The sequence below is a fragment of the Litorilinea aerophila genome (assembly GCF_006569185.2).
Lineage (GTDB): Bacteria > Chloroflexota > Anaerolineae > Caldilineales > Caldilineaceae > Litorilinea > Litorilinea aerophila.
Map to the genome: position 1 here is coordinate 35,246 of NZ_VIGC02000034.1, position 24,577 is coordinate 59,822.

General features: G+C 64.7%; 12 protein-coding genes. 7 read left to right on the forward strand and 5 right to left on the reverse strand.

Going from position 1 to position 24,577, the window contains the following annotated elements:
• Window positions 1–2 precede the first annotated feature (2 nt).
• A complete protein-coding gene (locus FKZ61_RS24110; RefSeq protein ID WP_141611960.1) occupies window positions 3–2,072 on the reverse strand; it encodes a S8 family peptidase in 2,070 nt (689 codons plus the stop codon).
• Window positions 2,073–2,384: 312 nt separating this feature from the next.
• Window positions 2,385–4,439 carry a beta-galactosidase gene (locus FKZ61_RS20245; protein WP_141611961.1) on the reverse strand — a complete coding sequence of 685 codons (2,055 nt, stop codon included), beginning with the start codon at window positions 4,437–4,439 and terminating at the stop codon, window positions 2,385–2,387.
• A gap of 358 nt (window positions 4,440–4,797) precedes the next feature.
• On the opposite strand from FKZ61_RS20245, the gene FKZ61_RS20250 reads away from it, so the two are divergent.
• From FKZ61_RS20250 to dnaE, 6 genes are all read left to right on the forward strand, one after another.
• Window positions 4,798–7,020: a CehA/McbA family metallohydrolase domain-containing protein gene (locus FKZ61_RS20250; RefSeq protein WP_141611962.1), complete on the forward strand. Its 2,223-nt coding sequence runs from the start codon at window positions 4,798–4,800 to the stop codon at window positions 7,018–7,020.
• Window positions 7,021–7,022: 2 nt separating this feature from the next.
• Complete coding sequence (locus FKZ61_RS20255) at window positions 7,023–8,435, forward strand: arylsulfatase (protein ID WP_170200073.1); 1,413 nt, start codon at window positions 7,023–7,025, stop codon at window positions 8,433–8,435.
• Window positions 8,436–8,594: 159 nt separating this feature from the next.
• Window positions 8,595–9,905, forward strand: a complete 1,311-nt coding sequence (locus tag FKZ61_RS20260; RefSeq protein ID WP_229964338.1) for a glutamate-5-semialdehyde dehydrogenase — start codon at window positions 8,595–8,597, stop codon at window positions 9,903–9,905.
• A gap of 363 nt (window positions 9,906–10,268) precedes the next feature.
• Window positions 10,269–11,798: a YifB family Mg chelatase-like AAA ATPase gene (locus FKZ61_RS20265; RefSeq protein WP_141611964.1), complete on the forward strand. Its 1,530-nt coding sequence runs from the start codon at window positions 10,269–10,271 to the stop codon at window positions 11,796–11,798.
• Window positions 11,799–12,177: 379 nt separating this feature from the next.
• The gene (locus tag FKZ61_RS20270; RefSeq protein WP_141611965.1) at window positions 12,178–13,197 is read left to right on the forward strand and encodes a Gfo/Idh/MocA family protein; all 1,020 of its coding nucleotides are present in this window, start codon (window positions 12,178–12,180) and stop codon (window positions 13,195–13,197) included.
• Between the two features lie 132 nt (window positions 13,198–13,329).
• Window positions 13,330–20,118, forward strand: a complete 6,789-nt coding sequence (dnaE, locus tag FKZ61_RS20275) for a DNA polymerase III subunit alpha (protein WP_141611966.1) — start codon at window positions 13,330–13,332, stop codon at window positions 20,116–20,118.
• A gap of 24 nt (window positions 20,119–20,142) precedes the next feature.
• Here dnaE and FKZ61_RS20280 read toward each other — a convergent pair whose 3' ends face one another.
• The 3 genes from FKZ61_RS20280 to FKZ61_RS20290 all read right to left on the reverse strand — a co-directional run bounded on the left by FKZ61_RS20280 (window position 20,143) and on the right by FKZ61_RS20290 (window position 23,144).
• Window positions 20,143–21,771: a DUF5671 domain-containing protein gene (locus tag FKZ61_RS20280; RefSeq protein WP_141611967.1), complete on the reverse strand. Its 1,629-nt coding sequence runs from the start codon at window positions 21,769–21,771 to the stop codon at window positions 20,143–20,145.
• Window positions 21,772–21,850: 79 nt separating this feature from the next.
• Window positions 21,851–22,333 (reverse strand): hypothetical protein, encoded by a 483-nt coding sequence (locus FKZ61_RS20285; protein WP_141611968.1) that lies wholly within the window; start codon window positions 22,331–22,333, stop codon window positions 21,851–21,853.
• Between the two features lie 7 nt (window positions 22,334–22,340).
• Window positions 22,341–23,144, reverse strand: a complete 804-nt coding sequence (locus FKZ61_RS20290; RefSeq protein WP_141611969.1) for a DUF3108 domain-containing protein — start codon at window positions 23,142–23,144, stop codon at window positions 22,341–22,343.
• Between the two features lie 871 nt (window positions 23,145–24,015).
• Between FKZ61_RS20290 and FKZ61_RS20295 the strand changes: the two genes are divergently transcribed.
• Window positions 24,016–24,492, forward strand: coding sequence for an ABC transporter substrate-binding protein (locus FKZ61_RS20295; RefSeq protein WP_170200075.1), 477 nt, complete (start codon window positions 24,016–24,018; stop codon window positions 24,490–24,492).
• The last annotated feature ends 85 nt before the right edge of the window (window positions 24,493–24,577 follow it).

Below are 24,577 nucleotides of genomic sequence, written 5' to 3' on the forward strand. Positions count from 1 at the left end.
GCTCAGGGCCGGCGGAACTCAGCCGGCGCAGCCGGGGTCACCGACGGGCGAGGTGCAGTTTCCTCCGCAGGGGCGTCGTCACCCAGGTCCTCCACCTGGGCGGCCCCCAGGGCTGCCGGGCAGTTGCTGCCGCTGAGCAGCTGCACATCATCCACGAAGAAGCTGCTCACCAGCCAGCTGTCGGTGCGGGCCACAAAGTAGAGCTCGATCTCCCGGCCGGCGAAGCGGCTCAGGTCCAGGAGATCCTCGACCCACCCCCCGGTCTCCCGGGCCGTACAGAGGCTGAAGCGGCGCAGGGTGAGCATCCGGTTGCCCTCCCGCACCCGAACGTAGCCAAAGTCGTACCCGCAGAGATCCTCGGATTCCAGGCGATACCAGTAGCGCAGGGTGGCCGGCGCCGAAGCCGGCACCTGAATACGCTGGCTGATCTGAGCCAGTTCCCGGTCGGCGCCGCCCAGCCAGGCCAGGTAGGCGCCGCTGTGGGGCTGCAGAGGGCCGCCACAGAGTCCCGCGTCGCAGATCAGGGGATATCCCCGCCGGGAATACTCATGCCAGGCCAGGCGGCCAGCCTCAAAGTCGCCATTCTGGACCCCATCCACGCAGGTGATTGGCTCCGGTGTCGGTGAGGGTGTCGGTGAAGGTGTCAGTGTGGGCGTGGCCGTGGCGACAGGGGTGGGCAGGGGCGAGATGGGTCCTGTCTGGGTCGGCGTGGCCGTGGGCGAAGGTGTAGCGGTCGGGGTGGCGGTGGGCGTGGGCGAGGGCGTCTCGGTGGCCGTGGCCGTCGCGGTGGGTGTGGGCGGCGCCTGGAGGAAACCAACGTAGAGCAGGCGGTTGGGGGAGCCCGCACCCAGGTTGCTCAACTTGCCCGTGGTGGCGTTGTCCAGCAGGGCAGCCATCACCTGGGCCGGCCATGCGTCCGGGTGATCCGCCAGGTAGAGGGCTGCCACGCCGGCCACGTGGGGCGACGCCATGGAGGTGCCGCTCCAGGTGGCGGTGGCGCCATCGCTGCTGGCCGTGGCAGATGTGATGTTGGCGCCAGGGGCAAAGAGATCCACGCAGCTTCCCTTGTTGGAGAAGGAGGCCCGGCTGTCGTTGGATGTGGATGCCCCCACCGTCAACACGTTGGTCAGCCGGGCGGGCGAGTCGTTGCAGGCGCTGCGGTTGGCATTGCCCGCCGCCACCGCGTAGGTCACCCCCGCGCTGACCGAATTGCGTACCGCGTTGTCCAGGGCCAGGGAAGCGGCCCCACCCAGGCTCATGTTGGCCACGGCTGGCTTCACGTGGTTGGCGGTCACCCAGTCCACCCCGGCAATCACGCCGGAGGTGGTGCCGGAGCCCTGGCAGTTGAGCACCCGCACCGGGTGGAGGGTCACCCCCTTGGCCACCCCGTAGGTGGTGCCGCCCACCGTGCCGGCCACATGGGTGCCGTGCCCGTTGCAATCCTCCGTCCCCCGGCCGTCTAAGATAGCCGAGAAACCGTTGCCGATGCGGCCAGTAAATTCCCCATGGGTGCTACGAATGCCGGTATCGATGATGTAGACATGGACGCCGGCGCCGGTACCGGGGTAGATGTACCGGTTGTCCAGGGGCAGATCCCGCTGGTCGATCCGGTCCAGCCCCCACACCGCGGGGGACTGCTCTCCCTGGATGGTCAGCACCCGATCCTCTTCCACGTAGGCGACGGTGGGATCCTCCTGCAGGGCCTGGACCGCCTCGGGCGGAAGCTCGGCCGCGAAGCCCAGCAGCACATGTTCGTAGGTGTAGAGCACGGAGCCGCCGTACTGATCGGTGAGGCGCTGGGCCAGGGCGGCCGCGCTCACCGCCATGCCCTGGCTGGCGGCGGCCGCTTCCTCTTCCCGCAAAACCACGATGTATTGATTGGGCACCGGTTCACCGGCACTGAGTCCGGGCACCCCCTGGCTGGTGATCACCGGAAGATAGACCCGCTGGGGTGGATCATCCTGGGCCCGGGAAGCCAGGGAGTGGGTCAGCAGGGCCACCAGAGTCACCAGGATCCAGATGGGCAGTCGAGGGAGGCCATGTCGACGACGTGCCTGGTTCTCTTTCATCATGCTCCTTTCCCGCCATGCGCGCCATGAGTCATTGATGGGGGACAATGTCGCTTACTCTCCCAGCATAAGCCTGGGGCGCGCCCGGCGCCAGGGCGCATCTATGCAACCGCTCTGCTACATTTGTGGCATGTGTTTTTGCGGAGACGGGGGCAGCGGGTGTGCTGGGGAACGATTGTTCGGAGGGGGTATCAGCGCAGGGGGAGTGCGTGGCGCTCGGAGGGGGTATCAGCGCAGGGGGAGTGCGTGGCGCGCCGCCTGCGCCACGCACCACGCACTTCATGGGGCACCGCCGACCGACGGACGCCGGGCGGACTACGCCGTCAGCACCATCACGCCATAGCTGGCCAGCCCCGTCGGTCCATCCACGGTTTGCCCGCTGAGGAGGTCGGTGTAGGGGCCGGGCACGGCCACGGTGACGGGCGTGGGGTTGAAGTTCATGAGGAAGATGTAGCGACGTTCGCCGTCTCCTCGCACCTGGGCCGTGACCCCTGGCGGCAGGTCGGTCTCCAGGGCCCGCGCCAGGCCCAGATGGCGGGCCAGCGCGCCGTAGAAGTCGCTCAGGAAGCGGTCGTCGTTGCGAGAGGCGATGTAGTAGGCCTGCCCCTGGCCGAAGTGGTTGACCGTCAGTGCCGGCCGCCCGGCGTAGAAGTCATCCCGATAGGTGGCCAGCACCTGGGCAGACTCGGCGTGGATCAGGTCGCAGAGCTCCCGCGCCGTGTAGAGGCCACTGAGCCCCAGGCTGTTGCCCGGCACAGGCACCACGTGGTTCACGTCGTGGTCGTAGAGCGCGTCGATTTCCTCGGCCCAGATGCCCAGCACGTCCCGCAGGGGGCCGGGGAAGCCGCCCAGGAAGCAGAGGTCGTTTTCGTCCACGATGCCGCTCCAGTAGGTGGCGACGAAGGTGCCGCCGTTGCGGACGAACGCCTCGATGCGCTCGGCCACGCCCGGACGCACCATGTAGAGCATGGGGGCGATCAGCAGCCGGTAGCCCTCCAGCTCCTGGTCCATGTCGATGACATCCACCGGGATGCCCCGCTGCCAGAACGGACGATAGTGGCGCTGGCAGGTGGGCAGATAGTCCTTTTTCTCAATGCGTGGGCCCTGGGCGTCGTTGATGGCCCAGTTGTTCTCCCAGTCGTAGATGAGGGCCACCTCCGGCTGGGTGGTGGTGCCCACCACCCCATCCAGACGCTGCAGCAGCTCGCCTACCTGGGCCACATCCCGGAAGACCCGGGTATGTTCGTGGCCCACATGGTCGACGACGGCCCCGTGGAACTTCTCGCTGGAGCCGCGGCTCTTGCGCCACTGGAAGTACTGGACGGTATCGGAGCCGTGGGCCACCGCCTGCAACGAAGAGAGCAGGTGCATACCGGGCCGCTTGAGCTTGGCCACGGGGAACCAGTTGGTGGTGCTGGGGGTGGACTCCATGAGCATGAACGGCTTCCCGCCCTTCAGGCAGCGGTTGATGTCGTGGGTAAAGGCCACGTTGGCCGCCAGAACCCAATCCGGTTCGGCCCCGTGCCACTGGGGGTAGCTGTCCCAGGAGATCACATCCAGGTGGGGCGCCATCTTCCAGTAGTTGAGCCCGGGGTATGTGCCCATGAAGTTGGTGGTGATGGGCACATCTGGCGTGATGGCGCGCAGGGGCGCCGCCTCGGCCAGCATGAAGTCGATGGTCTGGTCGGTGACGAAGCGCTTCCAGTCCAGGTTCAGGCCATGGAGGCGGGATTCGCCGATGGGGCTGGGCGGATCGATTTGGGACCAGTCCGTGTAGGTATGGCTCCAGAACGCGGTCCACCAGGCGTGGTTCAGGGCATCCAGGCTGCCATATTTGCGCTGGAGCCACTGGCGGAAAGCCTCCCGGCAGAGCTCACAGTGGCATTCGCCGCCGTACTCGTTGGAGATATGCCAGACCAGCAGAGCCGGGTGATCCCGGTATCGCTCGGCCAGTTTTGTGTTGATGATCCGCACCTTTTCCCGATAGATGGGGGAGGTGAAGCAGTGGTTGTGGCGCAGGCCGTGGAGGTTTCGGGTACGGTCCGGGCGGACACGCAGCACTTCCGGATATTTGGCCGAGAGCCAGGCGGGCCGGGCGCCGCTGGGCGTGGCCAGCACGGCGTAGATCCCCCGGGCATGGAGCATGTCCATGATCTGGTCCAACCAGCTGAAGTCAAAGCGGCCTTCCTCGGGCTCCAGCCGGGACCAGGCGAAAATGCCCACGGACATGGCGTTACACCGGGCCAGCTCCATCAGGCGCATGTCCTCGTGCCAGATTTCCTCCGGCCACTGGTCGGGATTGTAATCGCCGCCGTGGAGCAGGTGAGGGAATTTGGGGTTGATGGGGGGATATCGTTGGGGTTTTGGCATGTTTAACTCCTATTCTCCCTCTGGATGTTTAACAACGGTTTTCATCACCTTTGTCCTCCCTTGTGACCTCCCTTGGTCAGGGGATCTGGTTAGATTGGGGCAGGGGGCATTCGGAATTCTGGGCGTTTGTTCTGATGTCAATTTAATGCTATCCTGGGCCTCAGGCTGATTCGCCTTGAATCGCCACTTATTGAAGTTTCATTGCCCCAAAAGCCTGGTTGTTCTGCCAAAATATCGAGACTATGTTTGTCTGACGAAATAAGGTGCCGCAGTCTGGTTGACCTTATTACACGCCCCCTTTCATCCCGGTCATTTCGTCCCGCCTGTTTCATTCCAACCTACGGACAGCGCTTCAATCATGCAACCGATTCCAGCCTACCCCCATCACTTCACTCCCGCAGCCCTGAATGTACAGTTCCAGGTTCACTTCGTCGGAGCGGATGGCACCGTGGTGGAACTCCCCGATACTCCCCTGGTGGCCGGCACCTGTGGCACCTGGGTACTTACCCTGCGCAACCTGGAACGGGATCTGCCCCGGGGCGCGGTCATCACGCTGATTCGGCAGAACATCCAGATCGCATACCGGCTGCAGATGGACCGGCCCCACGGCCGGGATTACTGCACCCTGGAGACAGACAGCCAGGCCCGGCTGCGGCTTCTCGTGGGGCGCTCTGCCGTCAACCTGCTGAGTGTGCTGGTCGAAGACGGCATCTGGCGTCGTGGCGAATCGTGCGTCATCCGCCTGGGGGACCGCCGGCAGGGGGGCGCCGGCGCGGAAGTCTTCTGGAGTACCACCACCGCCACCTTCCTCCTGGCGGTGGACCCCACCGGCAGTGGCCATTTTTGGGGCGTGGCCAGCAATCCGTTGACGTTCCAGGTGGTTGCCCACCATCAGCCCGCTCGCTTCCAGCTTCTGGGGCCCACGGTAGCCGCCTGCGGAGAGCCCTTTACCCTGCATCTGGCCGCCTTTGACCGCAACCGCAACCTGGTGGACCGCTTCACCGGCGCCGTCACCTTCCGGCCCCAGCCGGGGGTCACGGGGCTGCCTGCGAGCTATCGATTCACCCCCCAGGATGGCGGCCTGGCCCTGCTGGAGAATGTCCGCGTCCACCGGCCTGGGGTCTATCGACTAGCGGGAGTCGCCGAGAATGGCCTCGCCGTGACCAGCAACCCCATCGTGGTCCAGGAGGCGCCCGCGTGCCGGGTCTACTGGGGCGATGTCCATGCCCATGGCTGGGGCGACTCCACCATGTACCTCATGTTCAACCGTACAGACAAGCTGGATCCCCTGGCCCGCCACCGCCAGGGACGGACGGTCGGCCGTTTCGATTTCGCCTGCCCGGCGGCCATGTCCATGGATCCCGAGCGACGGGAGGAAGTTTGGGATGCCTACCGGGCAGCCTGTGCCGCCACCGATGAGCCTGGCGTGTACGTGCCCTTTCTGGCCTACGAGGCCCATCCCACTGCCGGCGATCGCCAGGTCATCTTCCGCGACTACGCAGATGAGCCCCTCCCCTTGCCCATGCGCGCCCCCATGGAGGAGGTGGATGCGGCCTACGGCCAGCGGGAGGATGTCCTGCTCCAGGTGCACATCGGCGGCGATCCGCCCCGTTGGGATCGCTATCGTCCCGACAGGGAGCGGCTGTTGGAAATCTGCTCCGGCTTTGGCTGCGCCGAGTGGCTCTTGCAGCGGGCGCTGCGGCTGGGCTATCGGCCGGCCATCTGTGGCGCCTCGGACCTGCACCTGGGCCTGATGGGGGCCCCCCGGGCCGTGGAAACCTTCCGCGGCCGCTTCGGCCAGAAGTTCCCCATGCGTCAGCGGGATGCCGCCTATGGCAGCGGCCCGGTGACAGCCATCCTCGCGCCCGAGCTCAACCGGAACGCACTCTGGGCAGGTCTCGTGTCCGGGCAGACCTATGCCACCAGCGGCGCCCGCCTGTATCTGGATGTGCGCGCCAACGGCCAGCCGCCCGGCAGCGAGGTAAAGCTGGCATCGACCCTGCAGCTCGCTGTGGCCTGCCACGCCTGCGCGCCCCTGGATCGGGTGGACCTGATCGTGGGCGAATATTGCGTCCGCTCGTGGGAGCCCCACAGCCTGGACTTCAGGCTGGATCTCACCCTGGCAGCTGGCCAGCTGCCAGGAAGCTGGCTCTACCTGCGGCTGCATCAGGTGGACGGCGAGTATGCCTGGTCCTCGCCCATCTGGCTGGAGCATCCGGGTCCGCTGCCGTCTCCGGGGAATTTGCCCCGCTGGAACGCGCAGGAGACGCTGGATCTGGGCGCCTTCGGGGAGAACGCCGCCACGCCCCATCTGGCCGATCTCCAGCGCTATCTGTCGGTGGAAGAAGATCCCACCCAGTTCCACCATCTGACGCCGGTGGATGTGCTGGAGCTCAGCATGGGCCGCTGCGCCCTCTTCTACTGCACCTGGTCGGCAGCGCATCTGCCCATGAGCATTCGCTGGTTTTTCGAATTCGAGATCCCCAAGATCCGCTACGACCTGGGCTGGCGGGACTACGGCGCCTTCGATGAATTCGAGTACGGCCCCCGCCTGATGGCCGCCCAGGCTGAAGGGAGATGACCATGCCAGAACGTCCCAACTTGATTTTGATCCTGACCGACCATTTCCGTGGGGACTGCCTGAGCCGGCTGGGGCACCCGGTGGCCGAAACGCCCCACCTGGACGCCCTTTCCCGAGAGGGCGCGGCCTTTGTCCAGGCCTATACCCCCTGCCCCTCCTGCATCGCAGCCCGGCGCTCCCTGATGACCGGGTTGACCCCCTACAGCCAGGGCATGGTGGGCTACCGGGATGGTCTTCCCTGGCCCTATGCCGTCACCCTGGCCGGTGAATTGACCCGGGGCGGCTATCAGACCATCAACATCGGCAAGACCCACTTCCACCCGCCCCGGCTTCACCTGGGCTTCGAGCAGTTGATCGTGCCAGAGGATTACGAAGAATGGCTGGCCCAACAGCCCGGTGTGGCTGTGGACAAGTACGCCCACGGGGTGGACAGCAACTCGTGGATGGCCCGCCCCAACCATCTGCCGGAATCGCTCATGGAGGAGACCTGGTTCGTCAGCCGGGCCCAGGAATTCCTGCGCAAGCGGGATCCCACCCGGCCGTTCTTCCTCTGCCTATCCTTCAACGGTCCCCATCCCCCCTGGTGTCCACCTCAAGTATACTATGATCAGTTTATCCATCGGGAAATGCCCCCGCCCGCGGTGGGCCCATGGGCCGCCCACCACGCCGAGGAGGCGGAGTATCCGCTGGACGTGAATGCCTGGCGGGGACGTCTCCCGGAACACCAGCTCCACCGGGCCCGGGCAGCCTACTTCGCCTACCTGGCCTATCTGGATGCCCAGGTGGGGCGGCTGATGCGCACCCTGGCCCGCAGCCGGCTGTTGGCGGATACCTTCATCCTTTTCACTTCGGACCACGGCGAGATGTTGGGCGACCATCACCTGTGGCGCAAGACCTACGCCTATGACGCCTCGGCCCGGGTGCCCTTCCTGGTCCACCTGCCCCGGCAAGTACCGGGCCCGCGCAACCGGGAAATTCGCCAGGTGGTAGGCTGGGAGGACATCCTGCCCACCTTCCTGGACGTAGCCGGTCTCCCTACCCCGTCCTCGGTGGAAGGGCGTAGCGTCCTGCCCTTGTTGCGGGGCGAAGTGGTGGACTGGCGCCCCTACTACCACGGTGAGCACGCGCCCTGCTACCACCCGGAGAACGCCAACCAGTTCCTCACCGATGGCGAGTGGAAATACATCTGGAACCCCATCACTGGCCAGGAGCAACTTTTCCATCTGGCCACCGATCCCCAGGAGCGCCAGGAGCTGGCGGAGGACCCAGCCTATGTAGCCGTGCTGAAGGAATGGCGGCAGCGGCTCATTGCGGAGCTGGCCCATCGGGAGGAAGGACTGTCCGATGGCAAACGGCTGATTCCAGGGGATGTCCCTGTCTGGCGACCATCTGTCTTGGGCGGAAAAGATTCGTAGAATGGCCATTTCTGTGGTAAAGTGTGGCCAGCCTGTGCATCATTTGAGCGTGGGGACAACGGGCCGGCCGCCCACCTGACCCGATGAGTCAGCGGAGGGGCAAGATGACGGGCCGGCGCGTTGCTGATTCCAAGAAAAAGGGTCTACGAGGAGGTATGGATGGCCGCCACTGTCATGGACGAGGTGATGGAGAAGACGCGGGAACAGGTGGACATGGAAGCCCTGGGCCGGGCCGCACGCGCGGCCAGCCGGGTTCTGGCCACCCTCACCACCGACGTCAAGAATCAGGCCCTGCTGGCCATTGCCGATGAGCTGGAAGCCCAGAGCCAGGCAGTCATGGAGCGCAATGGGCTGGACATCGCCGACGGCCAGGCCAAAGGGCTCAGCGATGCTCTGTTGGACCGGCTCCTGCTCACGGAGCAGCGCATCGCCGGGCTGGCCGCGGACATCCGCCGGGTGGCCTCCCTGCCCGACCCGGTGGGTGCCGAGATGGATAGCCGGGTGTTGCCCAATGGCCTGCGCCTGAGCCGCCGCCGCATCCCCATTGGCGTGCTGGGCGTCATCTACGAAGCCCGGCCCAACGTCACCATCGACATCGCCAGCCTCTCCCTGAAGACCGGCAACGCGGTCATCCTGCGGGGCGGCAGCGAGACCCTGCGCAGCAACATGGCCCTGGTGGATGTGATCCACCGCGCGCTGGATCGGGTCAACCTGCCCCGGGCAGCCGTCCAGTACATCAGCAACCCGGACCGGGCCTACGTGACCCAGCTCCTCCACCTGGATAAATATGTGGACATGATCATTCCCCGGGGAGGGCACCGCCTGCATGAGCTCTGCCGCCGGGAGAGCACCATCCCGGTCATCACCGGCGGCATCGGCATCTGCCACCTCTACGTGGACGACAGCGCAGACCAGGAGAAGGCCTTGGACGTGATCGAGAACGCCAAGGTCCAGCGGCCCAGCGTCTGCAATGCCCTGGACACCCTGCTGGTCAACCGCAAGATCGCCCAGGAGTTCCTCCCCAAGGTGGCCGCCCGCCTGGCCCAAAGCCACGTGGAGCTGCGGGCCACGCCCGACGCCTACGCCATCCTGGCCCAGGGGAACCACGGCGCCACTGTGCGGGAAGCCGGCCCCGAGGATTTCGACACCGAGTGGATGGCCCTGATCCTGGGCATCAAGATCGTGGATACCCTCGACGAAGCCATCGCCCACATCCAGGAACACAGCATGGACCACTCGGACGGCATCCTGACCAACAACTGGGCCAACGCCGTTCGTTTCGTCAACGAGGTAAACTCCTCGGCCGTCTTCGTCAACGCCAGCACCCGCTTCAACGATGGCGGCCAGTTTGGCCTGGGCGCGGAGGTGGCCATCAGCACCCAGAAGCTCCACGCCCGGGGGCCCATGGGCCTGGAAGAGCTCACCACCTACAAGTGGGTCTGCCTGGGCGACTGGCACATCCGGCGTTGAAGCCCGGCGGGTCCCCGTGTCCGCCCACTGTCGCCAGACCCGGGCGGATGAAGGGGTGGCGACGAAGCGCAGCTACGAGCTGCGCCTACGACCAACAACCATGTCCCGTAGGGGCGGGGCTTGCCCCGCCCGCTGTCGCCCCATCCCGGCGGGTGAAGGAATGGCGACGAAGCGCAGCTACGAGCTGCGCCTACGACCAACAACCATGTCCCGTAGGGGCGGGCTCCCGTGCCCGCCCACCCTACGCCGGCCATCCTGGATCCGAGACGCCAAAAATCGCCTGAAAGTTCTGTACCTGAAAATCCTATAACAGTCCAGCGGTCTCCGCACTGACAAGAAACCTGACAAGAAAGGAATCCCCCGATGCTTGCCAAGGTTCAGAGCTGCGCCGTGGTCGGCCTGGATGCCGAACTGATCCACGTGGAGATCGACATCGCCAGCGGCCTGGAGCGCATCACCCTGGTGGGTCTGCCGGACACAGCCGTGCGGGAGAGCAGCGAGCGGGTGCGCGCAGCCATCACCAACAGCGGCTATTTCTTCCCCCAACATCGCCTCACCATCAACCTGGCGCCAGCCGACCTGCGCAAGGAGGGGCCCGCCTACGACCTGCCCATCGCCGTGGGCATCCTGGTGGCTACCCGCCAGGTCCCGGCCGAGCTGGACGACGCGCTCATCCTGGGCGAGCTGAGCCTGGACGGCAGCGTGCGCCACGTCAACGGCGTCCTCTCCATGGCCACCATGGCCCGGGAACGGGGTTATCGGCGCCTCTTCGTGCCTCGGGTGGATGCGCCCGAGGCGGCCCTGGTGGAAGGGCTCTGCGTTTACCCCATCGACAGCCTGGCCAGCCTGGTGGAACACCTGACCGGCGTGCGACCCATTCCGCCCTACGAAAACACCCTCCGCTTCGACGCCGCCGAGGAGCCCCCCTACCCCGTCCAATTCCAGGACATCAAGGGGCAGGAGCATGCCAAGCGAGCTCTGGAGGTGGCCTGTGCCGGCGGCCACAACTGCCTGCTCAAGGGGCCGCCCGGCGCCGGCAAGACCCTGCTGGCCCGGGCGTTGCCCTCCATCCTGCCCCGGCTGACCCTGAGCGAGGCCCTGGACGTCACCCGCATCTACTCGGTGGCCGGGGCCCTGCCCGAAGGCCAACCCCTCATCCGGACTCGTCCCTTCCGGGCGCCCCACCACACCATCAGCCATGCCGGCCTGGTGGGCGGTGGACGCTGGCCCCGGCCGGGGGAGATCAGCCTGGCCCATCGGGGCGTTCTCTTCCTGGACGAGCTGCCCGAGTTTGGCTCCCGGAACCTGGAAACCCTGCGCCAGCCCCTGGAGGACCGGGTGGTGACCATCAGCCGGGCCAGCGGCTCTCTCACCTTCCCCGCTTCGTTCATCCTGGTGGCGGCCATGAACCCCTGTCCCTGTGGCTACTACGGCGACGAGCACAAGGAGTGCACCTGCTCCATGTCCATGGTCCAGCGCTACCAGAAGCGCATCAGCGGCCCCCTCATGGACCGCATCGACATCCACCTGGAGGTGAAGCGGGTGCCCTTCCAGCGGCTGGCCGCTCTGGAAGGCGGCGAAAGCTCGGCGGCCATCCGCCGGCGGGTGGAGCAGGCCCGACGCATCCAGGCGGAACGCTTTGCCCCCCTGGGCAAGCCCAACCTGGTGGTCAACGGGGACATGAGCCCCGGCGAAGTGCAGCGCTTCTGCGCCATCGACGAGACGGGCCGGAACCTGATGCGGGCAGCCGTGCAGAAGATGAACCTGAGTGCCCGGGCCTATCACCGGGTGCTGAAGCTGGCCCGCACCATCGCCGACCTGGCCGGCGAGGAGCGCATCCAACCCCACCACCTGGCCGAGGCACTCCAGTATCGGCCCCGGGCGTTGATCTGAAGCGCCGGATGAAGAGGAGTTTCATCCCTGTGGACCCCTGTCCGTGGCGGACGCAGCAAGCAGCGCTCCTACGGCGGCGTCCGATGGGTGAATTCCGACCATCTTGAACGGGACCCATCGCGACGGCGGGGCGTCCCCAGATTTCGGTGGATCTCGTAGGTGCGGTTTCCATACCGCATAAACAAACGATTGTCCCGTTTGGAAACGGGACCTACGGCGACATCCGATGGGCAGATTCCGACGCCCTTGAACGCCCCCCTGGGAACGGGCAATTGGACAAAGGGACGCTGGATATGGCACGATCAGAAGCTGTAGTTGCTTCTGTTCCACCAGACTTCCACCCACCCGACTTTTCACCGTCGCAGGAGGACGGTACGCCATGATCAACGGCAACCAACCCGTGCGCATCGCCATGGTGGGCTGCGGCGGCATGGCCCGCAACCACACCCGACGCATCCTACAACAACAGGACACCACCCAGATCTGCTTCGCCTGCGAGCCGTCTGGCCAGGCCTACGAGGCCTTCTGCGAGCTCTTCGCCGAAGTGGGGCTGGAACCGCCGCCCAACGTGCCCGACCTGGAGCAGCTGCTCCAGGATCATGCTGATGAGTTGGACGCGGCCTTCATCATCACGCCCCACGCCTTCCACCACGATCAGGCCCGGGCCTGCCTGGAAGCCGGCCTGGATGTGCTGCTGGAAAAGCCCATGGTGCTCAATGCCCAGGAGGCCGAAAGCTTGATCCAGGTCCGGGATCGCACCGGCCGGCTGCTGGTGGTCTCCTTCAACGGCAGCCTCTCCCCCCAGATCCGCACCGCAGTGCAGTTGCTGCGCTCGGGCGAACTGGGCCAGATCCTCAACATCCACGCGGTGGCCTGGCAGAGCTGGAAGGCCGGCACCACGGGCACCTGGCGTCAGAACCCGGCCCTGGCCGGCGGCGGCTTCCTTTTCGACACGGGTGCCCACATGCTCAACACCGTGGCCGACCTGGCCGGCGAGGATTTCGTCGAGGTGGCGGCCTGGCTGGACAACCGGGGGACGCCGGTGGACATCCTGGGCACTGTCATGGCCCGCACCCGCTCCGGCGCCTTCGTCACCCTGAGCGCCTGCGGCGACACCATCAAATCCTGCGCGTCGGACGTGCGGGTCTTCTGCACCCAGGGCATTCTCCAGACGGGCATCTGGGGCGAGCGACTCCTGCTCCAGCGGTCGGGTGAGGCAGACCTGAGCCCGGTGCCGGTGCCTCCCTCCCTGGGCCAGTGGGAACAGTTCCTGCGGGTGCGCCGGGGCGAGATGGCCAATCCCTGCCCGCCGGAGGTGGGCCTGCGCATGGCCCGCCTGTGGGACGCCATCCAGGCTTCGGCCGCCCAGGGCGGCGTGCCCGTGCAAACCGGCGCGTGAGGTCACCCCGGCGGCAGGTTCCAGGCGGCTGCAGGGTCAACGCTGCGGATCGACGCTGACAGTTGAAGACCGAAGACCAGGGGGTGCGTCCCATCGGGGCGCACCCATGACCAGGATGGAGAAACCAGATCCATGGCCGACTCCAACGACTTTGTTCATCTGCATACCCACTCGGAATATTCCCTCCTGGATGGCCTGGGCCGGGTCAAAAAGCTGGTGGCCGAGGCCAAACGCCTGGGGCAGCCGGCCCTGGCCCTGACGGATCATGGTGCCATGCACGGCGCCATTGAGTTTTTCCGGGCCTGCCGGGACGCGGGTATTCAGCCCATCATCGGGCTGGAGGCCTACCAGACCCTTTGGGGGCGGCCCATGACCGGCCGGGAACATCAGCTGGACCGGGAGAACTACCACCTGCTGCTCCTGGCCAAAGACATGACCGGCTACCGCAACCTCCTGAAAATCTGCAGCCAGAGCCATCTTCGGGGCTACTACTACCGGCCACGGGTGGATCACGACTTCCTCGCGGCCCACGCGAAAGGGCTGATCTGCACCACCGGCTGCCTGGGCGCAGAGGTGCCCCAGCTCCTCATGCAGGGCAAGGAGGAGGAGGCCTACCAGCGGTTGGGCTGGTATGTGGATGTCTTCGGCAAGGAAAACTTCTTCATCGAGCTGCAGGAGCACAGCATCCCCGAGCTGGTGGAGGTGAACAAGGTCCTGATCCCGTGGGCCAAGAAGTTCGGCCTGCAACTGGTGGTGACCAACGACGTCCACTACGTGCGGGAGGAAGATGGCGGCCCCCACGACATTTTGCTCTGTGTGCAGACGGGCGCCAGCGTGGACGCGCCCGACCGCATGCGCATGAGCGACGGCAGCTACTTCCTCAAGAGCCGCGCCCAGATGGAGGAGACCTTCCGCCCCCTGCTCGACCTGGAGGATCCTTTTGGGCGGAGCGCCTTCGACAACACCCGGCTGGTGGCCGAGATGTGCCAGGTGGATCTGGAGGATCCCAACTACCACCTGCCCGACCTGCCCATTCCCGAGGGCTTTACCTACGAAACCTACCTGCGCCATCTCACCGAAAAGGGGCTGCGGGAACGGTATGGCGACCGCGCCGATGATCCGGAGGTGCAGGAGCGGAAGGAGCGGGAGCTGCGCATCATCCACGAGATGGGGTTCGATGTCTACTTCCTCATCGTGGCGGATCTGTGCAACTTTGCCCGCAGCCGCAACATCTGGTGGAACGTGCGCGGGTCTGGCGCGGGCTCCCTGGTGGCCTACTGCATCGGCATCACCGGCATCGATCCCCTGAAGAACAACCTGATCTTCGAGCGCTTCCTCAACCCCGGCCGGGTCACCATGCCCGACTTCGACCTGGATTTCCCCGACGACCAGCGGGAAGAGATGATCCGCTACACGGTGGAAAAGTATGGGGAAGATCAGGTGGCCCAGATCGTCACCTTTGGCCGCATGAAAGCCCGGGCCGCCATCCGGGACGTGGGACGGGCCAAGGGAATCGAGCTCAAACAGGTGGACCGCATCGCCAAGCTGATCCCGGCCATCCCGGGCAAGCCGGTCACCATCCAGGATGTGCTCACCGAGGGCCACGAATTTTACAACCCGGAGCTGGTGGAGCTCTACCAGCAGCACGAGTGGGTGCGGGACCTCCTGGACACCTCCATGAAGCTGGAGGGGGTGGCCCGCCATTCCAGCGTCCACGCCGCGGCCGTCATCGTGGCCGACCGGGAGCTAACCCACTACACCCCGCTCATGCGCGGGAACAAGAACACCATCACCAGCACCATTACCCAGTATGAGTTTCCCATCCTGGAGTCCATCGGCCTGCTGAAGGTGGACTTCCTGGGCCTGAGCACCCTGTCGGTCATGCGGGAGGCGGCCCGGCTGATCAAAGAGCGCCATGGGGTGGAGTATAACCTGAGCACCATTCCCTTCGAGGGGCCAGAGGCAGAAGATGCCTTCAAGCTCCTCTCCAGCGGGGAGGTGAGTGGCGTCTTCCAGGTGGAAAGCCAGGGCATGCGCCGGGTGCTCACCGAGATGCGCCCCACTTCCTTCGAGCACATCGTGGCCACCATTTCCCTCTACCGGCCCGGCCCGCTGGAATACATCCCCCAGTTCATCCGTCGCCTCCACGGCGAAGAGCAGGTGGAATACAAGCACCCGGCCCTGGAGCCCATCCTCTCGGAGACCTACGGGATCTGCGTCAGCGGTGACGCGCTGATCACCGAAGCGCGCACCGGTCGTCGCTATCGGCTGGCTGACATTGGCCAGCTCCAAGAGTTCCACGTACAGGGGGTCGATGCCAATTGGCGACCGGCGATAGGGCGTGTGACCCACTGGATTGACAGCGGCGAGAAGCCCGTCTATCGCATCACGTTGCGCAACGGCGCCAGTACCAAAGTCACCGAAGACCATCGTCTCCTGACCGAGTTCGGTTGGCGTCCTTTGCGTGATCTCAGGCCGGGTGACTACGTGGCTGTGCCCCCTTCCCTGTTTGGTCCCCAAGAGACTGTTCAGCCGGTAGATCGTCGACGGCTACGGGTATTGGCCTATCTCTTAGGGGATGGCAGCCTGGCCAGCGCTGCCTGCGTTGACTTTGTCTCCAAAGATCCGGCCTTATTGGCCGAATATGAGCGCTGCCTGGAGGCATTCGAGGGGGTTCGTCCCCATTTCACAAAACAGGTCCGTGGTGTGATCCGAATTGGCGCTTCTAAGAAAGCGGGCGCTGGAGACTACCATACGCCCAATGTCCTGTTGGCCTGGCTGCGTGAACTGGGGCTGAAGGCGCCAGCTGGCCAACGGCCAGGCGGCGTCCGCAGCCATGAAAAGTTCATCCCCGATTTCGTCTTTGGTTTAGGGACGGAAGATCTGGCCTTTTTCCTGGCATCCCTGTGGGACTGCGATGGATATGTCAGCCATAAACTCTGTCACTACCGGACAGTTTCTCCGCGGCTGGCGGAACAAGTGCAGACATTATTGTTGCGGCTGGGGATTCAATCTGCCATCTATCAAAGTCAATACGCGGTCGGCCGGGGGACACAACAGCGCACCAGTTACCAGGTGACCGTTTACGATACAGCCCGTTTTGCTGCCCTGCTTCAACCCCACATGGTATCGGCCAAACGGGACGTGGCCTGCAACCAACAGCGTTCTCCCACCCTTGCCCGCCAGCCTTTTTTAGAGGAGGTGGACGCAGTCCGTACCCTCTCCTATCGAGGGTTGATGGAAGCCTATGGCGTCAGCCGCCAGCATTTCTACCCGAAGGGGCGTGCCAGGGAGCGTATTTCCGCCCGGGTGGCAGGTTCATTGGCAGATGTAATGCCCCTCCCCGAAACCCGCAGGCGGCTCAACCTGGCCTGGGAGGAAGTCGTCTCCATTGAGTTCGTCGGCGTGGAGCATGTGTACGATCTGACCGTAGAGGGTCTCCATAGCTTTGTGGCCGATAACATTGTCGTCCACAACTGCGTCTACCAGGAGCAGATCATCCAGATCCTAAGCCAGCTCGCCGGCTACACTCCCGGCGAGGCCGACCTGGTGCGCCGGGCCATCTCCAAGAAGAAGGCCTCGGACATCGAGAAGCATAAGAAGATCTTCGCCGAGGGCTGCGCCAGGAACGGCATTCCCAAAGAGGTGGCCCACGCCATCTACGCGGACATCGAGTATTTCGCCCGTTACGGCTTCAACAAATGTTTGCCGGGCGACGCCGAAATCGTGGACGCGGCCTCTGGCAGGTTGGTACGGGTGGCGGATCTCTATGCCGGTACGGTCCAACTTGCGGAGACTGTCACCTGCGATGTGGCGCACCTGACCCTGAGGCCGGGGCGTGTCTCCGCTGTGATGGATAATGGGGTAAAGCCGGTCTATCGGCTCACCACCCGCCTGGGGAAACGGCTCGAAGCAACGGCCAATCACCCCTTCTACACCCTGGAGGGCTGGCGACACCTGGAAGAGCTGAAGCCAGGGGATCGGATCGCCGTACCCCGGCGTCTACCTGTGGAGGGAAGGCAGGAGTGGCCGGATCATGAAGTGATCGTGCTGGGACATCTCCTGGCCGAAGGCAACCTCTGCCACCCACACTCGGTCTACTTCTACAGTCAGGATTGGGAGCAGGTCGAGGATTATGTCCAGGCCGCCGAACAGTTCGATAACGTCCAATGCACCGTCTCCAGGCATCGGGAAACATTCTCGGTCTACGCCAGGCGTATTGACCGACGACAAGAGCCGGGGATTGTCCCCTGGGCCAGAAAACTCCGCATCTGGGGGCGAAATGCCCGCGATAAAGAGATTCCCGGGGCTGTATTCGAGCTGACCAACCGGCAGATCGGCCTGCTTCTCAGCCGCATGTGGGAAGGCGACGGACACATCAACGTCCATGGGCGTAGCCTCTACTACGCCACTGCGTCAGAACGCCTGGCCCGGCAAATGCAACACCTCCTGCTGCGATTCGGCATCATCAGCCGTTTACGGACGGTTCAGTTTCCGTATAAGGAGGGACGTGTTGGGTATCAGCTTTTCATAACGGGCCACGACAATATCCAGATCTTTGCGGAGCGAATTGGCTGCTTCTTCGTCAGCCGGGAGCGCCAGGCCATGCTCGAGCAGCTGTTGCTCAAAGCGCCCCTGGCAAATGGAACCAGTATGGTCTGGCGTAAATACCACGGCAGAAATTCGGCGGCAATGTCTCTGGTAGAGCCTATCAACGAATTTCTGCCGGGATTTACTAAAGACATTGTCCCGCTGGGCGTCAAAGCCCTGGTGCGTGCAGCCAAAGAGCGCACCGGCATCACCTGGGCGCAGGTCAAGGCCGACTGCGGGGTGGCCCAGCGCGAATTTTATCCAACGAATGCGCCCACCAAACAGGGTTTTACCCGCCAGACTATCCAGCGGCTGGCCGATTATTTCGACGATGATGCGTTGCGGCGCTACGCCGATAACGACATCTACTGGGATGAGATTGAATCCATTGAATACGTCGGCGAAAAGCAGACGTACGATCTGGAGGTCCCCGGCACCCACAATTTCATTGCCAACGACATCCTCGTCCACAACAGCCACGCCGCCGACTACGCGGTCATCACCGTGCAGACGGCCTTCCTCAAAGCCCGCTACCCGGTGGAGTATATGGCGGCCCTGCTCCTGGTGGAACGGGACAAGACGGAGAAGGTGGTCAACTTCATCAACGAGTGCCGCCGTATGGGGATCGACGTCCTGCCGCCAGATGTGAACTACAGCGGCCTGGACTTCGAGATCCAGGAGCTCCCGGCCGATACGCCCACCATGGCCCACCGGGACCCCCAACTGGGCTACGATTTTCCCGTGCCGCCCGGCAGCGCCATCCGCTTCGGCATGGCAGCCGTGAAGAACGTGGGCGAAGGGCCGGTCAAGGCCATCATCGAGGCCCGGGAAGAGGGTGGCCCCTTCACCAGCCTGGAGGACTTCTGCGACCGGGTGGACCTGCGCCAGGTCAACCGCCGCGCGCTGGAATGTCTCATCAAGGTGGGCGCCTTCGACCGCTTCGGCAAACGCACCCAGCTCCTGGCCGTTATCGACGAAATGGTGGCCCGCTCGGCCAGCACCCACCAGGCCCGGGAAAGCGGCCAGCTCTCCATGTTTGACCTCCTGGAGGACGTGAACGCCGCCGAGGTGTCGCCCATCCGGCTGCCCGATATCGAGGAGGCCAAAGGCCGGGAACGGCTCCAGTGGGAGAAGGAGCTGCTGGGCGTCTATGCCATGAGCCACCCCCTGCAACACCTGGAAGTGGACCTGCGCAACCTGGTCACCTGTGGGTGTAATGAGCTGGATGCCCGCTACGACGGCAAGAACGTGATGCTGGCCGGCATGATCGCCGGCGTGCGCACCATCACCACCAAGAAGGGCGATCCCATGGCCTTTGTACAACTGGAAGATCTGCAGGGCCAGTGTGAGGTGGTGGTCTTCCCCCGCACCTACGCCGAGGTCAAGGAGCTGCTGATCCCGGACAATGTGGTGGTGGTGAAAGGCAAAGCCCAGACGCGCGAAGGGCAGACCAGCCTGCTGGCTGACAGCATCCAGACCTACATCGACCGGCCCGTGGTCAAGGATGAGGACGAGAGCAGCCGATACCAGAAGCCGCTGCTGGATGTGGCACCGACCATCAACGGAATGGCCGTGGCCGAAGAGGAGCTAGAATACATGGACGCCTACACGGACGACGACCTGCCCCTGGCCGAGGAAAGCCCCTTCCGGGATGTTCCGCCCGCCTGGATCAATGCTGCTGCCCCTGCCGACGCGGAAACCGCCGATTCGGAGGCCCATGCGGCGACGTCCTCCCCAGCGGAATCCCAGGAGCCGACCGCCGCCCCTGCTCTGGCAGTGGTGGAAACGGCCCAGGCCTCAGCCGCGCCGCCAGAGCCGTCCCCCACTGCCGGGCCAGGCCGGGACCGCCCGTCGGAAGAATCAGCCACCAGGCGTGCCGTCCCGGGGGAGGAACCGGCGGCGAACCAGCCTGACGGTTACGCCGACCGCGCCGCCCCGAGCAATGGCCACGGACGCGGTAACGGCCACAAGGCCCACCAAGATGATCCCGCCCCAGATAACGGAGAGGACGAGGCCCAGGGGGTTGAAAAGCGCAAAGGCACCAGACGTGGCAGCCAGCGTGCTGCCCGGGCGTCCCTCGAACCTCGGGTGCTGGAAATCACCTTCCGCTGTAGTGGCAATCTGGAGCGGGACAAATACCGGCTCAAGGAAATTCACGAGACAACCCGGGATCCTCGGGGGCGGGATCGCTTCTTCATCGTTCTCAAGAGCAACGGCCACGCCCGCAAGCTGGCTTTCCCCAACGATCCCTGCACCATCAGCGACCGCCTGCTCCACGAGCTGACCAAGCGCTTCCGGCTGGAGGTCACGGTCACCGATTCGGCCCCGTAGGGACCACGTACCACGCACCATGCATCATTTTTGTTCCAGGGCCTCCAGCTCGGCCCGGGCATGGGCCAGCTCGGCTTCCAGGCGGGCGATCTGCCGGCGCAAGATCTCGGCCCGATCCATGGGCGATTCCTCTTCAGGCTCCCCTTCCGTGCCCAGGCGGCCATCATCTCGAATGGCCATCACGTGGACCGCCCACAGGATGGCGGCCAGCATGCTCCGGGCCACTTCTTCGGCGGTGGTCGCGGAGAAAAAGCCGGCCTCTGGATCGCCCAGGAGCCAGAGGAGGAGCCGGTAGACGGCCTGGGCCAGGTAGAAGAGGATGAGCAGAGCCCCCACCAGGGCCACGCCGTAGAGGTAGACCTTGCGCGGGGCAGCGCTGCGCTCGGCCAGGCCGGCCCGATCCTGTCGGCGGGCGATCCCCTGGACGGCTCGCCAGTGGGCAGCCCAGATGGGCGCGCCCACCGCCAGGAGGCTCAGGCCGTTGGCTAGGGGCTCCGGCCAGAAGGGACCACCCGGAGTGCTTGCGCCTGTCCCCAGCACCGCTTCCAGCAGGATCTGGATAATATCTGCCGCGCCGAACCAGAGGAGGCCCAGGCCGGTGGCGGCCACGGCGTAATAGTAGATACGGCGCACGGTGGCGGCTTCCTGACTCTCGCCGTAACGGTCGGCTTCCTGGCCCAGGATGCGCCAGTGCCAGCGCCAGGTAACCAGGCCCACGGGAATCAGGCCGACGGGCGTGGCCAGATCCTGGAGTAGCTCGGCCAGGGTGCCGCTGCCGGCGCCAAAGGCGATCAACAGCAGCTCCCGCAGCAGCCCGGCCGCCGGGACCAGGGTGGCCAGGGCGCTGATCACCACGGCGCCGTACAGGTAGAGCCGCCGCAGGGCACTCTGGGCCTCCGCTGGCCGCGTGGCGGTGATGGCCTGCCAGCGGCGCCAGTTGACCCGGGCCAACAGCCCGCCCAGGAGCAGAATGGCCAGCCGGTCTGACAGGGCGCTGCGCCACCAGCCCACCTCCACCGCCGGAACCAGGCGCCCCACCACGGCCAGCCAGACGGTTTCCAGAATGCCGGAAATGCCGGCGATCACCAGGCCGAGGCCCACCAGGCCGGCCAGCACCTGGTAGACCTGGCGCCACAGGGCGGCGTTGCCCGACTCCTGGCCGTAGTCGCCGTCGGCCACCAGCACCCCATGAAGTGCGGCCTGGACGGCGCTGCCCAACACCACCATCAGCAGCCGGTGGAGCCAGAGGCTGGGCCAGATCTCGATGTCGGCCAGCCCGGCACCCAGGGCCAGGAGGGCGATTCCCCGCAGCAAATCATAGGCCCGGACCAGCACGAAGCCCACGGCCACGGCCGAAGCAGCATACAGGAAAAACTTGCGCAGACCCGCCTGGCGTTCTTCATCTGTCACCAGACGGGTCTGGATGTAGCGCCAGTGGAGCACGAAAATGGGCGTGGCCACCAGGAGCAGGCCACCCTGTCGCGCCACCGTGTCCACCAGGTAGCGATCCCGATTTATCTCATACAGGGCGGGCGACTCCAGCCAAAAGTCCGCCAGGATACGCAGCAGGTTGTCCAGGGCGCTGATCCCGACGATGAAGCTGATGAAGGCGATGCCATAGAAGTAGAGCCGACGGACTACGGCGAAGCGCATGCCTCTCTTCTCCTCTCCCCTGGTAGATGTCCCCTGGCCAATGCTACTGTTTTGTCCCTGCCCCGATCTTTCGCCACGCTCAATAGAAAAATTCCATGGCGTTGATCTTCCAGCGCCCATCCTCGCGGATGACCTCCACCGTTCCCCGGCGGGTCCAGGTGGAGCCGCCGCCGAAGAGGCCGCCGCTGGTGTAGGTGTCCACCTCGAAGGTGACCAGGGCCCGATCTGGATCGTTGGGATCGGGCTGAGTACTCAGGATGCGCAACCGCCGTGCGCTGTTGGTATCCCGGTAGCCGCCACTGCTCAAGGGGCCGTAGCCCGGCTCCTTGTCCGCCTCCTCCAGAATGCGCTGGCTGTATTGCTCCCGGGCCTTGAAGAGGTCGCCCTGCTGCAGGGCCACAAACGCGTTGTAGACGGGGGCCGAGGGCGTGTCTTCTTCCAGGTAGGTCGCCTCTCCCCACCCCCGGCCGCCGGTCCAGGTGACACTGATCACGGCGGCCAGAAGCAGCACGGCGACCACGCCGATGACACCCCAGGTGAAGCGATCCATTTTCCATGCCATGGTGAGTTTACGGCTCCTGCTGACCTGGCTTGCCAGCCTCGAACTGGGTCAATTCAAAGGTCCCCTGGGAATGGCCGTCCACAAACTTGACCAGCAGGTGCGGCGGCTCCACCCCGATCCAGAGCCGAGTCTTGCGGCCGCTGCCCTGGATCTCTACCAGCCAGGTATCAAAGGTGCCGGCCGGCACCTGGACCGTCTCCCGCTTGAGCACTTCCAATGTGACCCGATCCAGGGTGGCAGAGACGGGCAGGAAGCTGTTCAGGCGAGTGGCGTAGCCCTCTTCCAGGGGCAGGGTCCGGGCCAGAAGCGGCAACGTGCGCACATCTCGCACGTCGCTGGGCACATTCACTCGCTGGTAGGTGGTCACATCCTGCTTGGTAGTCAGGCGCAGATCCACCTGACCGGACGCGTAGATAGTTTCCACCTCTTCCTGGCCATCGTCCCCAACCCGAACCATGAGCGTCCGGGCCGGGCGCAGCCCTTTGTCGCCCACGTCAACCGTCACGATCTCCTGCACCCCCTGGGCGGAGATCTCTCGGCGGATGGTCCAGCCCCCCTCCGGCCGGGCCAGGATGTCGAACCGGGCCGTTCCCGCGTAGTTGTCGTTCAGGTCGGTGATCCGGTAGGTGCTGACTTCACCGGCCTGCCAGGGTGCCTCGTTGAAGCGCAGGGGCTGGATGGTCGGCTCGTTGCAGCCGGCCAGGGCGAGCAATGTCACCAGCCACAGGAGCCAGAAGGGGCGCCCGTTTCGGGCCCGGAAGGGCCACACCCCGGCCTGCCAGTCAAATTTCCACGTCGTTGGTGTCACCATACTCGTCCGCTTGATCCTTCCCTCAATCGATCTGTTTACAGACGAATTATACTCGACTCCCCTGCAAAAAGGGCATTTTTCAACGCAAAGCCGCAAAGGTGCAAAGACGCAAAGAAACGCAGGAAAGAGTAAACCGAATCAGCGTTCATCTGCGTGGGTCAGCGTCCTACACTATCTTTGCACTTTATTTTCAGCCACAGATAACACGGATTACTCAGGCCGCGCCGCATGGGGCGAGTGCGCATCTGAGGATGCGCACTCCTTGAAAGGATCACCACCGCCACGCGGAGTCGGCATCCTCAGATGCCGACCCAGTCGCTGCGCAGCCGTGGTCATCCTTTCATCCGCCTAGGTCCGGCACCATGGGGCGGCTCCCAGCCGCCCCTACGGCAAACCGGCGCCTTTTCGCGATTGGCGACAGCGGGTGGGCACGGGGGCCCACCCCTACGGCGACGGGCGCCCCGTCGTAGAGGCGAATCATGATTCGCCCTCCACATGCCGGACAGCGCATCCGTCGCCGTCCCTTCACTCGCCGGGATGTGGCGCCATCGCTTTTTCGTCATCTCCTCTTGTACGCAATTTGTCGTAGAGCGCCCTACTTTTGACCGATTTTGAATGGATCTGGCCCCTTAAAAGTCGGAAAGCCGTAGACAATCCGTCGGAGGGATGTATAATTGATTTTAAAATCATGTAAACTGGCGTTGTGTTGTCGGGTTATTCCGCTTGCCCCTTTCTGCTCCAACTCCGCTGTCGATGTGTCTTGTGTCCGTCGGCGGAATTCACTCCACCCTGTTACCCAGGTTCTATCCCCGATGGATGTTAGCCGGGGCATGCGTGAGAACGTGTGGCTATGAACAAGTACCTTCACTTGATGAGGTTCCTATTTATCCTGCTGACCCTGCAGCCTGGCCTGGCGGCCTGTCAGGGAATCCGGGCGCCTGCCCCACCGCTGACCGCCGTTGCTGTACAGCTCAGTTGGACCCACAGTTCCCAATTCGCGGGCCTGTACGTGGCCGATCAGCAGGGCTATTACGCCGAGGAAGGCCTGGACGTGACCTGGCTGGAGGGAGGACCCACCGTCGACCGGCTGGCGGCATTGCTGGCGGGCGAGGCCCAGTTCGCCATTGCCAGTGGCCCCGAGATCATCCGGGCCCGGGCCGCCGGGGCGCCGATACGGGCCATTGCTACCATCTTCCGCCGTTCGCCCTTTGCCTTTTTCAGCCTGGCGGACTCGGGAATCACCAGGCCGGAGGATTTCGGGGGTAAGGTCATCCAGATCCGGCCCCGGGCGCGCCCCATCCTCTATATTCGACTTTTGACAATGAGCAAGTGCCTCAACGAGTGTTGAGTTGAGACAGCACCTTTACAATTGAGCAATCGAGCCAAGATCAGGCCGCTTTGGCAGCGTTTTGGCTCTTGACCACGACCTTTTG

Coding starts and splice junctions, on each gene's coding strand:
- FKZ61_RS20280 (WP_141611967.1), bottom strand. CDS start 21,771: ATGCGCTTCGCCGTAGTCCGTCGGCTCTACTTCTATGGCATCGCCTTC.
- FKZ61_RS20295 (WP_170200075.1), top strand. CDS start 24,016: ATGAGGTTCCTATTTATCCTGCTGACCCTGCAGCCTGGCCTGGCGGCC.
- FKZ61_RS20265 (WP_141611964.1), top strand. CDS start 10,269: ATGCTTGCCAAGGTTCAGAGCTGCGCCGTGGTCGGCCTGGATGCCGAA.
- FKZ61_RS20290 (WP_141611969.1), bottom strand. CDS start 23,144: ATGGTGACACCAACGACGTGGAAATTTGACTGGCAGGCCGGGGTGTGG.
- FKZ61_RS20250 (WP_141611962.1), top strand. CDS start 4,798: ATGCAACCGATTCCAGCCTACCCCCATCACTTCACTCCCGCAGCCCTG.
- FKZ61_RS20260 (WP_229964338.1), top strand. CDS start 8,595: ATGGCCGCCACTGTCATGGACGAGGTGATGGAGAAGACGCGGGAACAG.
- dnaE (WP_141611966.1), top strand. CDS start 13,330: ATGGCCGACTCCAACGACTTTGTTCATCTGCATACCCACTCGGAATAT.
- FKZ61_RS20255 (WP_170200073.1), top strand. CDS start 7,023: ATGCCAGAACGTCCCAACTTGATTTTGATCCTGACCGACCATTTCCGT.
- FKZ61_RS20285 (WP_141611968.1), bottom strand. CDS start 22,333: ATGGCATGGAAAATGGATCGCTTCACCTGGGGTGTCATCGGCGTGGTC.
- FKZ61_RS20270 (WP_141611965.1), top strand. CDS start 12,178: ATGATCAACGGCAACCAACCCGTGCGCATCGCCATGGTGGGCTGCGGC.
- FKZ61_RS20245 (WP_141611961.1), bottom strand. CDS start 4,439: ATGCCAAAACCCCAACGATATCCCCCCATCAACCCCAAATTCCCTCAC.
- FKZ61_RS24110 (WP_141611960.1), bottom strand. CDS start 2,072: ATGATGAAAGAGAACCAGGCACGTCGTCGACATGGCCTCCCTCGACTG.